This is a genomic window from Geoalkalibacter ferrihydriticus DSM 17813 (genome assembly GCF_000820505.1).
GTDB classification, from domain to species: domain Bacteria; phylum Desulfobacterota; class Desulfuromonadia; order Desulfuromonadales; family Geoalkalibacteraceae; genus Geoalkalibacter; species Geoalkalibacter ferrihydriticus.
Genome location: NZ_JWJD01000002.1, coordinates 415,891 through 431,176, shown reverse-complemented (window position 1 = coordinate 431,176; position 15,286 = coordinate 415,891). Strand labels below are relative to the sequence as shown.

12 protein-coding genes are annotated in these 15,286 nt (G+C 59.1%); 3 read left to right on the top strand and 9 right to left on the bottom strand.

The features are described from left to right. Positions 1–5 precede the first annotated feature (5 nt). Together GFER_RS08120 and GFER_RS08115 are read left to right on the top strand one after the other, a co-directional pair. A complete protein-coding gene (locus tag GFER_RS08120) occupies positions 6–1,658 on the top strand; it encodes a putative manganese-dependent inorganic diphosphatase (RefSeq protein WP_040098224.1) in 1,653 nt (550 codons plus the stop codon). Positions 1,659–1,695: 37 nt separating this feature from the next. After that, positions 1,696–1,890: a hypothetical protein gene (locus tag GFER_RS08115; RefSeq protein WP_040098222.1), complete on the top strand. Its 195-nt coding sequence runs from the start codon at positions 1,696–1,698 to the stop codon at positions 1,888–1,890. A 105-nt stretch (positions 1,891–1,995) separates the two neighbouring features. Here the strand turns inward: GFER_RS08115 and GFER_RS08110 are convergent, their stop codons facing one another. The 8 genes from GFER_RS08110 to GFER_RS08075 form a co-directional block, all read right to left on the bottom strand. Continuing rightward, entirely contained in the window at positions 1,996–4,557 is a 2,562-nt protein-coding gene (locus tag GFER_RS08110) for an amino acid permease (RefSeq protein ID WP_052446193.1), read from the bottom strand. 167 nt (positions 4,558–4,724) lie between these two features. After that, positions 4,725–5,120, bottom strand: coding sequence for a hypothetical protein (locus tag GFER_RS08105; protein WP_052446192.1), 396 nt, complete (start codon positions 5,118–5,120; stop codon positions 4,725–4,727). A 12-nt stretch (positions 5,121–5,132) separates the two neighbouring features. Further along, positions 5,133–7,673, bottom strand: a complete 2,541-nt coding sequence (locus GFER_RS08100) for a cbb3-type cytochrome c oxidase subunit I (protein WP_052446190.1) — start codon at positions 7,671–7,673, stop codon at positions 5,133–5,135. Then, on the bottom strand, positions 7,670–8,692 hold the full coding sequence (locus tag GFER_RS08095) for a cytochrome c oxidase subunit II (RefSeq protein WP_052446188.1): 1,023 nt from the start codon (positions 8,690–8,692) through the stop codon (positions 7,670–7,672). The genes GFER_RS08100 and GFER_RS08095 overlap by 4 nt, the downstream gene beginning before the upstream one ends. A 6-nt stretch (positions 8,693–8,698) precedes the next feature. Then, positions 8,699–9,610 (bottom strand): heme o synthase, encoded by a 912-nt coding sequence (locus GFER_RS08090; RefSeq protein ID WP_082047971.1) that lies wholly within the window; start codon positions 9,608–9,610, stop codon positions 8,699–8,701. Between the two features lie 29 nt (positions 9,611–9,639). Further along, positions 9,640–10,104: a c-type cytochrome gene (locus GFER_RS08085; RefSeq protein ID WP_052446186.1), complete on the bottom strand. Its 465-nt coding sequence runs from the start codon at positions 10,102–10,104 to the stop codon at positions 9,640–9,642. Between the two features lie 481 nt (positions 10,105–10,585). Continuing rightward, entirely contained in the window at positions 10,586–10,990 is a 405-nt protein-coding gene (locus GFER_RS08080; RefSeq protein WP_040098217.1) for a hypothetical protein, read from the bottom strand. A gap of 174 nt (positions 10,991–11,164) precedes the next feature. Beyond that, positions 11,165–11,524, bottom strand: coding sequence for a DUF1622 domain-containing protein (locus GFER_RS08075; RefSeq protein WP_040098216.1), 360 nt, complete (start codon positions 11,522–11,524; stop codon positions 11,165–11,167). 280 nt (positions 11,525–11,804) lie between these two features. Here GFER_RS08075 and GFER_RS08070 point away from each other — a divergent pair, with 280 nt between their 5' ends. Then, positions 11,805–12,764, top strand: coding sequence for a hypothetical protein (locus GFER_RS08070; RefSeq protein ID WP_040098214.1), 960 nt, complete (start codon positions 11,805–11,807; stop codon positions 12,762–12,764). A gap of 103 nt (positions 12,765–12,867) precedes the next feature. Here the strand turns inward: GFER_RS08070 and GFER_RS08065 are convergent, their stop codons facing one another. After that, positions 12,868–14,997 carry a thioredoxin domain-containing protein gene (locus GFER_RS08065; RefSeq protein ID WP_040098212.1) on the bottom strand — a complete coding sequence of 710 codons (2,130 nt, stop codon included), beginning with the start codon at positions 14,995–14,997 and terminating at the stop codon, positions 12,868–12,870. Positions 14,998–15,286: the final 289 nt, after the last annotated feature.

Here is a 15,286-nt window from a genome sequence, read left to right as displayed (position 1 = left end):
AATCAATGAGCGCTTCAACCATTTACGTCATCGGCCATAAAAATCCGGATACCGATTCCATCTGCAGCGCCATGGCCTATGCGCGCCTGCGCGCCGCCCAAGGCCTGGAAGGAGTCCAGGCGGCGCGCGCCGGCAACATCAACCGTCAGACCGAGTTCGTGCTGGAAGAACTCGCCCTGCCCATTCCGCCGGTACTCACCGATGTCCATCCGCGGGTGCGAGATGTGTTGGGTGAGCATGTGGTGACCATTGCCCATGACGCGCCTCTGTCACGCGCCCTGGAGCTTTTTCATCTGCACAGCATTCGCATGCTGCCCGTGGTCGATGCGGACAATCGCCCTTTGGGCGCCTTGTTTCTCAAAAGGGTCTCGGAGCGCTTCCTGGTGCCGCGCCAGGAAAAGGACATCCGCCGCGTGCAGGCCAGCCCGGCCTCCATTATGAAATGCCTCAAGGCCAGTGCGCTGAATTTGGTGGACGGTGAGAGCATCGAGAACCTCGATCTCTATGTCGGCGCCATGGACTCGGCGACCTTTCATAGCCGCATGGAGGGGCTTGATCCGCGCGCGATGATCCTGGTGACGGGTGATCGCCTGAAAATTCTGCGCGAGGCCGTCGAATTGGGCGTGCGCGTCCTCATTGTGACCGGCAGCCTGCCGGTGCCTCCGGAAATTCTCGAGGTGGGTGTGCGCAACCAGGTTTCCATCATCTCCACCCCCTTTGACACGGCGACCACCAGCTGGCTGACGCGCCTTTCCACGCCCGTGCATCATCTGGTCAAGGATGACTTCACCACCACAAGCGCTTTGGATCGCCTTGAGGATTTACGCCTCAAGTTGCTGCACAGCGACGACCCGGGAGTCGTGGTGCTTGACGGTGAAGGACGGGTGTGCGGCGTGGCGACCAAGAGCAATCTGTTGCGGCCTTCACCGGTCAAATTGATTCTGGTCGATCATAACGAACTGGGGCAGGCGGTCAACGGTGCCGACAAGGTCGAAATTATCGAGGTGGTCGACCATCACCGCCTCGGCAATTTTCATACGGACCATCCCATTCGCTTCATCAACCAGCCCCTGGGCAGCACCTGCTCGGTGGTGGCGAGCCTTTATCGTCAAAGTGGCATCGAGCCCGATCGTGTCACCGCCGGACTAATGCTCGCCGGTCTGCTCTCAGACACGGTGATCCTCAAATCGCCTACCACCACCACGACCGACCGAGAACTGGCCAAGTGGCTGGGCAGCTTGTCTGGCTTCGACCCTCAGGATTTCGGCAAACGCATTTTTTCGGCCGGTAGCGCCCTGGCAGCCTATCCTTCGCCCCGCCACCTGGTCCTGGCGGATTTTAAGGAGTACGATGCCGGGGAGCAGAAGTTCGGTGTGGGTCAGGTTGAGGTGGTCAACTTTCAGGAATTCCACAATTTGAAAGACGCCCTCGTGGACACCCTCGCGAAGATTAAAGAGGAGCGTCATCTTGACGTGGCCGGACTCCTGGTTACCGACATCGTGCAGGAAACCAGCCTGCTGCTGGCCCTCGGCGGCAAGGAGTTGCCCTACGTCATCAGCTATCCTCAGGTGGAGGAGAATATCTACGAACTTAAAGGGGTGCTTTCGCGCAAAAAGCAGCTTGTGCCGCACCTGCTCAAAGTGCTCAAAGGAGTCTGATTCTGCCCGCTCTGCACGGATTTTAAGGAGGAACGCCATGAATGACCTGCTGCCCAAGGGTGAAGATCTGCGCCGCGCCATTAGGTGGATGTCTGCCCATATCGAGGAACATCCCGACAAAACACTCCACAAGCTTGTCGATGAGGCCGTTTTTCAGTTCGATCTCTCACCCAAGGATGCCGATTTCCTCATCGATTTTTACCATCAGGCGATGAAGAAAACGGATTCGTGATTTTTCAACCCACAGGAGATGAAAACATTACGCCTGCCGCCGGCGCAGGGTTAGGCTAGGGGCTCCTTGGAAAACCTAACCTGACCCGCATCCGCCGCGTTTTTGTCACGGCTCCCCGCCGTTTTTGCCCTTGCCGGTCTCGGTCTGCTTACTTTCTTCTTGCGCGGCATCATCGGCTTTAACGCGGTCCTTAGCGGCCTGGCGCCGCGCTTTGTCCGCGGCTTCTGCATGATCGTCATGCTCCCGGGTCAGTTGCGCGATCTGTTCCTCATCCTGCTCGGTCTGATCCTGCTGCAGTGCCTCACGCAACACCTGCTCTGCCTTTTGTGCCTTCTCTTCAGCCTCTGTGGCGAGCTTATCAGCTTCTTCGGCGCGTTCTGCCAGTTTTTCCACCAGATCCCTGGCCTTAGCCAGCTCCGCGGCAGCGCCTTCATCGGGTTCTGCGCTCAGATCGATATCTTCGGCGGCCAACACCATGACCGTTGGCGGCAGCTGATCCAGCAGATCCTCGATCGGCTCCTCAATGGGCAGCTTAAGCTGATCACGCTGCAGGGTAAAGGGGAGAAAAATGATCGATGCAGGTTCGGATGCGGCGATAAGGTCAGCCTTGTGCCGTTGCGCCACAAAGACAATCTCAGCCCCGATTCTTGCGTCACTGAGCGCTGCGCGCAGGGCGGTTTCCTGATCTTGCTGTGACCGGTTGTCGCGAAATGCCAGGAGGCGCAGGGGCGTGTCCTCCCAATCGCTGGAGCGCGTCAGCAGATAGGCAAAGAGCAGCATCAAGCGACCGCTGGCATCATCAGACCACCAGACGTCGATGCAGGATTGTGCCCTGTCGGTGGCCATCAACCGTTCCCAGGCATGTTCTTCCGCATGCAAAATACAGATGTTGCAATTTTGCCGGTAAACGGTTTTCAGCTGCCGCCCGAGCAGCACCTGGCGCATTTTTAGATCTTCTCCTTGCTCTGGCTCGATCCAGTTAAGCAAAATGGTGTTAACGCGCAGCGGACCGATGCCGTGGGTCTGTAACAGGGTATGGACGGCGATCTCGCCGTCCGGGGTGGTCAGCACCAGCGGGAAGGCTGCCGGGTTATGCTCTTTGATATCGCCCCTTAATTCCACTTGCAGTTGCTCTTTCTGCTTTGCCAGCAGTAGATCCTTGCCCTGCAGCAGGGTGACCAGGGTCGTCAGGCCGGAACCTCCTTCCAACCAGGCAGCCAGGCGCAGCAGGCGTGGACGCCGATGCGCGTCTTGGGTAAAGGCGAGAATCTGCGGTCGCCAGTCCCGGGGATGCTCAGGCGTGGCCTTGATCCCCAGCAGGCCTTCCCTGATTCGCTGAAGCTCATGGGCGCGGCGGCTGTCGGCCCAGCGTGCCGGATCGGCGGTTCGGCGCAGATACTGGTAGATGGCCAGCAGAATGGCTACGGCGATAATGCCGGTGGCAGGATCGATGGCCAGCATGATGCCCAGGCAGGCCAGGGCGCCAATCAGGCTTAATCTTTTGTGAAACCACCGGAACGCCGGCCGGAAGGAGGGACTTTCCGTGTCGGCTTCATAATAGGTCGCGTAATTCAGTAACCCGTATGAGACAAGAAAAAACATCGACACCACCGGCGCGACCACATTGAGATTACCCAGGGCGATGGTCAAGCAGGCAATCCCCCCGGCCAGGACAATCGCCCGGCGCGGATTGTTGGCGGGCCCGGCGCCTTGGGCAAAGAAATCGAGTCGCGGGAAAATCCGGTCCGCGGCCAAGGCCTGAAGGATGCGCGGCGCACCGAGGAACGAGGCCATTGCTGATGACAGGGTTGCGGCAATCACCCCGGCGGTGATCAACCCTGGGAAAAGCGCGATGCGGCTCATGGCTTGATAGTCCCTGGTCAGTTCCTGATTGGAGAGCGCCCCTGAAAAAATCACCGCCGCGCCCAGGTAGACCATCATCGACACACCGACAGCAAGGAGGGTTCCCAGCGGCAGGCTTCGGCTGGAGTCCTGCAGATCTCCGGACATGCTCACCCCTTGGGTAAAGCCGGTCACCGCAGGGAAAAACAGGGCGAACAGCACCCAAAAAGGCAATCCGTCAGCCGGAGCACTCAGGTTGGCGCTTAAGGTCGTCGGGTTCCATTGCAGGGCGCCGCCGACAAAAAAGGAAGCCAGCGCCGCGACCAGCAGGCCCATGACCAGAAACTGAAACCGGCTCGCCCAGTCGGCCCCCATCCAGGCAAAAACAAACAGAAACGCCACCGCCGCCAGAGCGATCAGGCGCGGCGAGACGCCAGGGGTCGAGGCGAATGCCGCCATCGCCAACGCCTCGCCGAAACCTATGCAGTAAAAAGCAATGGAAACGGCTTGAGCGAGAAATAGGACAATGCCGATGGCCCCGCCGAATTCAAAACCGAGAGTTCTTGAGATCAGATAATAATCGCCCCCGCCCTTGACTTTAAGGTTGGTTGCGATGGCAGAGAGAGACAGGCTGGTGAAAATCGAAATAATGTTGGCCAGGCCTATAATCAGAAGAATCTGGAGCAGCCCGGCGCTGCCCACCACGTACCCGGTGCGCAGAAACAGAATAATCCCGAGAATCGTCAGAATGCTCGGGGTAAAGACGCCGGCGAAGGTTCCCAGGCGCCCTGTCTGTATGTCCTTTTTTTCTCCTTCAGAAGCCATCTGCTCTGCACCCGGTGGTGAGTTCTGAGGTGATTGCCAGGGCCGCAGGCGAATCGACGTGGGTGCCTTCAATCGGTGTGCCCAGGCTGGTCACGAGGATCAGATATTGACTCAATCGAATGGCAGTGGCTTGAATAGGGCGCCTGCGGACAGGCGTTCCAAGCCGGTCAGCACCCGCCCAGGTAAGCAAAAACCGGCAGCGTTTCGAACAATATGATCAGGGAAAACAAACTGCTCAGCAAAAAGCCGAAACTGGAGAGAAAGCGCCCGCCTTCATCCTCGGGCCGGGCGCTTTCCTGCGCGCTGTCCCAGCGCTTGTCCCGATAGCCGATGAGCGCCGCCGTTACGGCAATGGTCAGCGCCATGGCGCTGAGAATGATGATCATCCAGGCAACCGCGCTGATTCCCCCATAGGTAAAACGATCCATCCCGCTGACACAACCGAATTCCCCGACCGCATAGATGGACAGCAAATGGAAAGTCCAGGCGATTCCACCACCGAGAAACGCGAACCAGCGCCGCCAGTCCCGGGGACCCGACGCTTGCACAACAGCGCTTGACATATCAATAGCCTCCTAAAGCAGGTGGGGCACGAGATAGATGACCAAAAATCCACACAGGCCGCAAAAAACGCAGAAAAACCAGAACATTTCGCTGTTCTGCAGCCACAGAACCAGCCTGGGATTTGAGAGCGGCTCGTCCTTGCGGAGAACCCGTGCCAGAGTGCCGATCAACAGACAAATGCCGACCAGGGTCAACAGCAGCACATAACCGTTGAGGGTAAAGAAGATCGAACCATAGGCATTGGTTGAGGGCAGGAAAGGTTCAGCAGCCAGCGACCGCACTTGGGCCAGGATAAAGCCGAATCCGAAAAAGACGCTTGCCGCCAATCCGCCAATGAGCACTGAGCGACGGTGACGGCGCCAGCCCCAGGCACTGCAGATCTGCGCCACGCCGGCCACAGCCAACAGACCAAAGATCGGCGCGGCGGAGCTGAGTTGTGGCAAGGGCAGCCCCCCCTGCGGCCAGTGCTGCGAATACAGGCGCAAATAAAAGTATGAAAAAACCAGGGCTCCGAGAACGGTAAGGAGCACGACAAGAAACCCCACCATGCCGCACCAGCCGGTGGAGAGGTTGCCGGTAGTCAGCAAGGGCAATCCCAGGCGCGCTTCAAGCTCCTCTTTCTCCTGCCGATCAAAGACCGGCTCGCGACTGACCCAATAAAAGGATAAGCCCAGAGCGACAATCGCGACCAGGGCGGATGCTTGATAAAACTGCGCGAGAAAGAAAACCGTTGCCAGGGTCAGAATGACGGCCATCCAGAAAGGCAGCAGGGTCGGCCCCGGTAGGGTTTGAACCGCCAGCGGACGTCCGTTGATCCCGTCGGTGACCAAGGTGCCGCGCCAACCGGACGGCCGGCAATCCATGGCCGCCTCCACGCGCTTGAGTTCTTTGGTGTATTCGTCTTCATCAATCGGATCGACAGATGCTTTTCCAGATGCGACCGGCGGCCAGAGGGGGTAGAGATCTCTAACCACGGGAATACTGCGAAAGCCGTAAACCGGCGGCGGTGAGGGTATGGACCATTCCAGAGTTCCACCCTGCCAGGGATCGCTGGAGGCCGGGCGCCCCCGCCGACTGTGCCAGATCAGACTGAGCAGGGCGACGGCGAAACCCAGAGCGAGCATGTAGGAACCCAGGGTCGAAACCAGATTGAGGGTGCCGATCCCCATTTCTTCGGGGTAGGTGTAGATCCGCCGCCGCATGCCGAACAGCCCGGCAATATACAAGGGCACAAAAGTCAGGTTGAAGCCGACAAAGATGAGGCCGACGGCGACCCGATCCCAGACCTCGCCCGCCAGGCGCCCGGTTATTTTGGGCAGCCAGTAGTGAAGGCCCGCCAGAAAGGGCAGCACCGCCCCGCCGATCAGCACGTCGTGGAAGTGCGCCACCACGAAGGCCGTGTCGTGCACCTGCCAGTCAAAGGGCATGGTTGCCACCATCACCCCGGTCAACCCGCCCTGGACGAAGATATAAAAGAAGGCCAGGATGTAGAGCATCGGTACGCTGAGCCGGGGGCGACTGCCCCACAGGGTGGCGACCCAGGCAAAAATCTGAATACCGGCGGCCAGAGCGACCATGAAGCTTGCGGCCGTGAAAAAAAGCATCGGCAGCTCGGGCAGGCCGGTGGTGAACATATGATGGGTCCAGAGGCCGAAACTGACGAAGCCGGTAATCAGCAGCGCCGCGAGAATGAGCGGATAGGCTACGATACGTCGCCGCGCGAAGACCGGAATGATGGTGGAAATCACGCCGGTGGCCGGCAAAAAAATGATATACACCTCGGGATGCCCGAACCACCAGAAGAGGTGCTGCCAGAGCAGCGAGCTGCCACCCAGGTCGGGATTGAAAAACTGAAAGCTGAAGGCTCGGTCCAATTCCAGCATGAGAGTTGCGAGCAGCAGAACCGGGAATGAAAACAAAATCATAATGCCGATGATCAGATTGATCCAGGCCATGAGCGGCAGATTTTTCAGGGCCATGCCGGGAGCCCTGAATTTCAGGATGGTGACCACAATCTCGATGGCGGCGGTAATGCCGGCAAATTCAAGCAGGCCCAGGCCCAGCAGCCAGAAGTCCATACCCGGGCCTGAGTACTTCGATCCGGACATGGGCGTGTAGGCCGTCCAGCCCGCGTCCGGCACGGTGCCGAAGAGAAAACTGGAAAAGAGGATCAGGCCGCCGAACACGTACATCCAGTAGCCAAAGCTGGTCAGTCGCGGAAAAGCCACATCGCGGGCACCGATCATCAGGGGGATGAGAAAAAGCCCCAGGCCCTCGACAAACGGCACGGCGAAAAGATACAGCATGGTGGAGCCGTGCATGGTGAAAAGGGCGTTGTAAGTGTCCGGCGACAGCAGGTTGTTGTCAGGCAGGGCGAGTTGTGTGCGCATGGTCAGGGCCATGACCACCGCCATGGCAAAAAACACCAACGAGGTGACCATGTAACGCACACCCAGGGGCCGGTTGTTGACCTCGGCGATCCAGCCGAGGATGCCGGGGCGCGACTGCCAAACCCGGGTGAAGCGTTCTTCGGTCTGGGCGTCAGGTTTCATTGCAGGCTCCACAGATAGTCAACAAGGGCGTTGAGGTCTTCGGGCTCCAGGTAGGACTTCGGCATCATATTCCCGGGCTTGATGGCCTGCGGATTGGCAATCCATCCGGCCAGATTTCCTCTGTTGTTGTCCAGGGTTCCGGCCCCCAGGGTATGCCGTCCGCCGATCAGAGTCAGGTCGGGGCCCATGGTGCCCCGCGATACGCCTTTGATGGTGTGACATGCACCGCAACCGCCGCTCATGAACGCTTCGCGCCCACGCTGCAGGTGTGGGTCGGTGGGCGCGGGCGGCGGCTCGGCGGCTTTTTCCACCCAGCGGGCAAAATCCTCCGGTTCATGCGCCACCAGGCGAAAACCCATAAGCGCATGCACCCCTGCGCAGTATTCGGTGCAGGTGCCGTGATAGACCCCGGGTTCATCCGCCTGCAGATACAGCTCGGTATAGTAATCCGGCAGCATATCGCGCTTGCCGCCGAGGCGCGGCACCCAGAAACTGTGCATCACGCCATCCGAGATCAACTCGAAACGCACCATGCTGCCCACCGGGACATGAATCTCGTTGGCATCCGTCACGCCCTGTTCGGGATACTGCACCTCGAACCACCAGTGATGGCTGATCACCTGCACATGCAGATCTTCGGACGTGGCGTGGAGGTGCCCCATGACCCGCAGGGTATCCACCAGCATGATGACCATTATCAGGGCCGGAATCGCGATCCCGGCCACAAAAACAAAGCGAAAGCCCAGCGCGGGAGATTCCCGCCGGCGGGCGAATAAGGCGAGAACCAGCAGCGTCAGGGTGATGACAAAGACCAGGCCGTAGACCCAGAACATCCGCCACCACAGATCGGAGATAAGACCGGCTGCGGGACCGGCCGGGTCGAGGATGGAGTGCGGCCGTTCGACCTCGCAACCGGTGAGCAACAGGGTCGTCAGGAGCAATAAGACGCCCAAGCCGAAAATCGACGCGACCGAGAGCCCGATTCTGGTTTTTGTTTTATTGAGTCTGTTCATCGTCATGGCCGGTCACCATTGGGGGGGCAGCATTAGAAAAAACAGGGCGGCGAGATAGAAAATGGAATAGTTGAAGAGTGCCCGCGCGGCCTGCCGGTCTCTGTGCCGTCGCAGGGCGTGTACCCTGCGCACCAGATTCAGGCCAAGCAGCGTCGCCCCGATGAAATAGAGCCAACTGAGATCCGCACTGATGCCGAGCCAGACGGTGGACGGAAGGAGCAAGACAACATAGGCGGTGATCTGGGTGCAGGTTTTCTGCTCACCGGCCACCACCGGGAGCATGGGAATCCCGGCCCGCGCGTACTCCTCTTTGAGGCAGAGGGCCAGGGCCCAGAAATGAGGCGGGGTCCACAGCAGAATAACCAGAAACATCAGCAGTGGCACCAGGCCCAATTCGCCGGCGCCGGCCACCCAGGCAATGAGCGGCGGCGCCGCGCCGGCGACCCCGCCAATGACGATGTTCAACCTGGTGCGCCGCTTGAGCCAGACCGTGTAAATCAGAACGTAAAACGCCATGGTGGCCAGTCCCAGCAAGGCCGCCGGCATGCCGCCCGCCGTCTGCAACAGCCAGAGAGCCGCCAGCCCGCAGACCAGGCTGAAAATGAGGGCAGCGCGGGGGCTGATTCTTCCGGCGGGGATCGGTCGCTTGCTCCGGGTGCGTGCCATAATGCCATCGATGTCGCGGTCCCAGTACTGGTTCAGGGCATTGGCGGCCGCGCCGGCGAGGAGAATTCCCAAGAGCACTCCGGCAAATCGCATTGGATCGGTCAGCAGGGACCCTTCCAGCACCATGGCGGCCAGGCCCGTCAACCCCACCAGCAGCAGGATTCTGGGTTTGGCCAGGGAGAGATAGGATCGCAGGCGATCCCCCATTCGAAATAATAACTCAGTGGTGGTGGCGGCTTCAGCAGCAGGGGTTCCCATGGGGTGCACTCCTCGGTGGGTTGGAATTTTCAGGGTTGGCGGGAGTGATGAACACCGTTCTCCCGGGCATCCGCGTGGCCGTGATCCTTTTTCCGGCCCGGCCTCTGGCCGTAGAGATGCGCGGCCATATCCCGAGCATCCTGGGCGCTGACATCAAGGTCGGGCATGGCCGTTCTGGGGGAAATTTCACGAGGATTCATGATCCACGCAATCATGTTGTCAGGCGAGTTGGGCAGAACGCCGGCAAGATAGATCTGACGCCCAATGTCTTCCAGCTTGGGACCCACCCGTCCGGTCGCCTGACGAACGTTGGGAATCACATGACAGCTTGCGCAGCCGTAAGTGAGGATTGCCTGGCGCCCCTGCCGCGGATCGCCGTCGGCCATGGTCAACCCCGGCTGACCTTCCCCCGGCCACTGATAGCGGAAGGTGTAAAAAAGCAGACCTCCCAGGACCAGAAGGGCTAAAGCTCCACCAATCAATTTGCGCAACATCCTCAATCCTCCTTTTGTCCCCGCCGGCAATCCAAAAGCTGTTGGTAAATGCCTGGACCGCGAGATGGCGCGACAGTGCCAGAGGCAATTCTGAAATATTGCCGCTAGATGTCAAGAAGGGGGCTGATTTTTCAGGCCCCAGCATCTGATCAACTGTTTTGTCGGTCTGCGCGCGCTGACGTGGTGGAGAGGGGCGGGAAAGGCAATTTTGCGGCGAGAGGTATCAGTGCCCCGTGCGGTTAATCCTGCCTTCTAATTCTGGCTCTTTTTGGCGCTGCCTGCGTTGCGCCAACTTGACTTAGCGTACGGCTAGGCCTGCGTTGGCGACGCCTTGACAGCACCAAAAATACCTCAGAATTATTTGACACGACNCCTGCGTTGCGCCAACTTGACTTAGCGTACGGCTAGGCCTGCGTTGGCGACGCCTTGACAGCACCAAAAATACCTCAGAATTATTTGACACGACTAACCACACGGGACACTAGAGGAGCAGTCTGTGCCGGATTTTCTTGGGGGCATGGGCCGCGATCGAGGCCATGACGAAGGCCAGAAGGGTTGTTTCCTGCAACGGCAGAAAACCATGATACGCCGCCCCGAAGATGAGGACTTTCAGCAGGGTGATGATTCCCACCAGTTCCCGGAAAATCTGGCGATGCTGCATCCCTTCTGTGACCAGCAGTGCTCCGCCGCTGACCAGAGCCAGCACCAGGTAGGCCATCGGTGGCCCCGGAATGGCATCGAGCAGGTACGCCGCCAGAACGACCGCCGCCCCGAGTTGATGCGCCGCCCTGGTCAGCAGGGCCACAGGGAATACCCAGGAGGGGCGCTCACAGATCCGTCCGATTTTGGCGCCGCTGTCACTGCTGATAGAGGGTTTTTGCTGCATTGGTGGCCTCAAAAAAATTCGGGAACAGCGGGGATAAGGTCTGCCGGCGGACACTCCTGAATGATATGTCCGGCCCATCAGCCATGGGACGGACAACTTGGGCCGAGGGTAGAGTCGCTGAAAAGCAGAACAGGGCGGACGTTTTCTGGGAATCTCCGCTTAAAACCTATTGCCTCACTCGCGTTTCTGCCAGGGCCAGCGGCCCTCAATTTCCAGCTCGAGAGTGAAACTGAGGAAGGTTCGAATGAGCACAATGAGTGCAAGGACACCGATCGCTTCAAAGGTAAACTCAACGGCAACCGTATGAATAATGTCGGCGGCAATCAGAAATTCCAGGCCGAGCAGGATGCCGCGGCCCATGCGCTGACGGATTTTCTGCCAAATGAGCAATGCACTTTGGTCGTCTCCCGTCTTAATCCGTTGAGCAATGCCCCATCCGATGGAATACAGAGCAGACAAGGTGATCATTGCGATTCCTAAGATTTCAACGATCCCCGCACACCACTCTGCAAAGGGTTTTACCACTTCTATCATAAGTCCAATCCACTTTTAATATTCTGGAGTCCAAGAAAGCGGGTGTCAGGCTAACGCAATTGAAAGGTTTGCGGGCCCTCTGGGAAAAAATAGAGGGGGTGTAGGTGCAGACAGAATCTACCAATCTTTCCTCAACATTTCAACAACGGGATGGGGTCCCCGAGGCATGAAGGTTGCTTGAACATAGCTCTTGTGGTTACGGACGAAGAAATCCCCTGCGCGATTCGTTCGGACAGCGCACAGGACTAAATTTTTTCTTTAGGCTAAAGGAGAAAAACCCATGTTGGGGATGCTTCAATCCATCTTTCGCAGAAATCACACAGGGCCTTATCCTGAATCTTTGGTCAGAGCCGCCATCGAGCAGGCCGTGGACGAAACCGACTCTTGTTTGCGGGGCGTTGCAGGCTATCGAAGAAAGCTCAGGCCTGTGGTTATTAAAGCCCTGGATCAGGTGATGGCGCTGGTCGACGGCCTTGAAGAACCGATCAGGGTGGATCGTGCCGCGTTCGGCCAGGATTCACGGCTTAAACTCTTTTTTGCCTCGGCAGAGCACATGACGCGCGTTTTTGAGCAAGATGCCATCCTGGCCGCGTTACGGAGCCCCGGTGGTGGCGAGCCCCGTTCCATCTATGCTCTGCTGCTTATGGACTATAGGGAACAATCTACATTCGGCACCGCATCGCAGGGCAACATCCTTCTCAAGGACGTGCCTCAGGTCGCCGTCGATTTCAGCAACCATCGCTTGCTCGATCCGACTTGGGAGGCGGAAGAAACTCTCTGCCTCCTGAGGCAGCGCGCCTACAACCATCTGCTGCAAATCGCCCTTAACCGCATTGCCATGCATCGCGACAAACGTGCCGGGCTGGAGCGCCGCCGCACCCTGCTCCAAGCCAAAGCACGGGTTTCGGAGCGTGCTACACGCGGATTTTCCGTCTCGGCATTGTCAACGCCCATGGACTGCTCAGTGCTGCGGAAGCAAGCTGACGAAATTGAAAGCGAACTTGAAAAGCTCGGTTGCGATACCAAAGCAGACCGCACGCACTTCAAACTGGTCGTCGACGTTTTAAGCAGGCCCGAGGCTCACCTCTGGTCTGAACCTCTGCGCCTGACCGTGGACCCTATGGGCATCAAGCGTAGCCCCGACACGCCCGGGGCTAAAACTCTGACATTCACTCGGCTGCACAACGCCAGGGGGCAGAGCGCGGTCGCCTCACTGGTGAAAATTTCCACTCCCTTCTAGTGGGCGCGCGCCGCCGATGGCCTGAACCAGGTGATTTCTGCCGGGGTCAAACCTACGTTTGGATGACTTGTTGAGTTTGCGGCCAAAAGGTCTGAGTGCGCTATCACCCCGCCAGCATTTTCTCCAGTTCCTCCGCCGAGGTCACCGGCGCCTGGCAGCTCTGATCGCGGCACAGCCAGGCGGTGATCCGGCCATCGACGACCTGCTTGTCGCGGACCGGGGCGGCGAGGTGTTCGAGAACCGCATCGTCGGGGCGGCGCAGCAGAACCAGGGTGCGCGGGCGCAGTTTCTGGCGCAAAACCTTGAGCATTTCCGTCGGGCGGGCGTCGGCATCGGGCAGGGCGATGACCACCTCTTCGCGCGGGCCGAGGGCGTAATCAAGAGCGATGAGCAATTGGCTGAAGGCCTGGGGGTTCTGGATGGCAGCAGGCAGCAGCCGGGCGAGCAGATCTTCTCCGCGTTGTTCAAGCTGTGCATCGCCTGACAGGCGTCCGAGGCGCAGCAGATTGAGGACGGCCAGGGAGCTGCCGGCGGGGACCGCTCCATCGTGGCGGCTGCGGCCGCGGGTGATGATGGTTTCGGCATCGTCACCGGTGTCGTAGAGATCGCCCTGGGCATCGCTGAACAGGTGCAACATGCCGCGGCTCAGATCCAAAGCCGTGGCCAGGTAGCGGTTGTCGAAGCCTGCCTGGTGCAGTTCGGTGAGGCCGAAGATAAAGAAGCTGTAGTCTTCGAGAAAGGCGGGGATGGCGGCGTCGCCGGCGCGGTAACGGCGTAGCAGCCGACCTTCTGCAGTGCGCAGTTGCTCGAGAATGAAATCGGCGGCCTTGGCGGCATGGGTGATGAGCGCCGGTTGGTCGAGCAGCGCTGCGGCGCGGGCGAGAGCGGCGATGGCCAGGCCGTTCCAGCCCGTGAGTATTTTGTCGTCGCGGTGGGGGCGAATGCGTCGGGCGCGGGCGGCGAGCAATTTATGGCGCGCCTCGCCGAGCAGGGCGCCCAGCTGCTCAGGGGGCGTTGCGGTCTCTTTCGCCAGTTCCGCGACATCGCGCTCCAGGTGCAGGATGTTTTTGCCTTCAAAGTTGCCCGATTCGGTGACGCCGTAGATGTGGCATAGAATATCGCCCTGCTCCTTGCCGAGCACCGATCGGATCTGTTCCGGCGTCCACACGTAGAAGGTGCCTTCTTCCCCTTCCGAATCCGCATCCTCGCCGCAACAAAAAGCACCTTCGGGGTGCTTGAGGTCGCGCACCAGGTAGTCGAGGATTTCCTGGGCGACCTGCCCGTAGAAGTTCTCGCCGGTGGCTTGCCAGGCGTCGAGGTAGGCAAGGGTGGCAAGCGCTTGATCGTAGAGCATCTTTTCGAAATGCGGCACCAGCCAGCGCGCGTCGACGGAGTAGCGGTGCAGGCCGAAGCCGATCTGGTCGAAGAGGCCACCCAGGCGCATCTGCTGCAAGGTTTGCAAGGCCATGACCTGCGCCTGCTGATCCGCAAAGCGCTGGCCAATGCGCAGCAGCAGCGAGAGGTTGTGCGGTGTGGGAAATTTTGGTGCGCTGCCGAAACCGGCATGGTGGCGATCGAAGGATTGCAGGAAATGATCACGCGCGGCGCGCAAGCTCTGGGCGTCGAGGGTGGCGCTCTTTGCAGCTGTTTGTTCGAGGCGCAGCAGAGATTCGCGAATCTGCGCGCCGGTCTGATCGATGCGGCTGCGCTCCGTCTGCCAGAGTTCGGTCACCTTGCGCGCCAGATCAAGCAGGCCCATCATGCCGCCGCGGGAGTCTTTCGGCAGGTAGGTAGCGGCGAAGAAGGGCTGGCGTTCCGGGGTGAGCAGCAGGGTCAGGGGCCAGCCGCCGCTGCCGGTGAGCATCTGGCAGACCGTCATGTAGGTGTTGTCGATATCCGGGCGTTCCTCGCGGTCGACCTTGATGCATATGAAATGGGGGTTGAGAGCGTCCGCGACCTGTCGATCCTCAAAGGACTCATGGGCCATGACATGGCACCAGTGGCAGGTTGAATAGCCGATGGAGAGAAACACCGGCTTGTTTTCCCGCCGCGCGCGTTCGAAGGCCTCATCACCCCAAGGATACCAATCGAGGGGATTTTCCGCGTGTTGCAGCAGGTAGGGACTTTTTTCGAAAATGAGCCGGTTGAACTCGGGACCGCCGTCGGCGGGCAGGCGTGACTGGTCGATTTGGCTGAGGCGGGTGACGAGATCCTGGGGGTGGTCTGCTTGCATGCAATACTCCTTCCTGGTCGGATTCAAGTTTTAGTTTATCGTGAATTTCGATGAAGGGCAGAGCGGCAGACAAAAAAATGCCCCGTGCCAGGGAGGAGATACACGGGGCAAAACCGGCTGATTTCGTTGAAACCAGGCGGTGAAAAATGTCTTTGTTTTTTTTAATATGAAGTTTCTTAAATCTTTTGTCAAGCAAAAAAGTGCCCCGTGTCAGGGAGGTAACACGGGGCAAAAGGTCTTTCTGGAGCTGTGAGGGTATGTCTTTTGGTGTTAGGTTTTTCTTATTTGT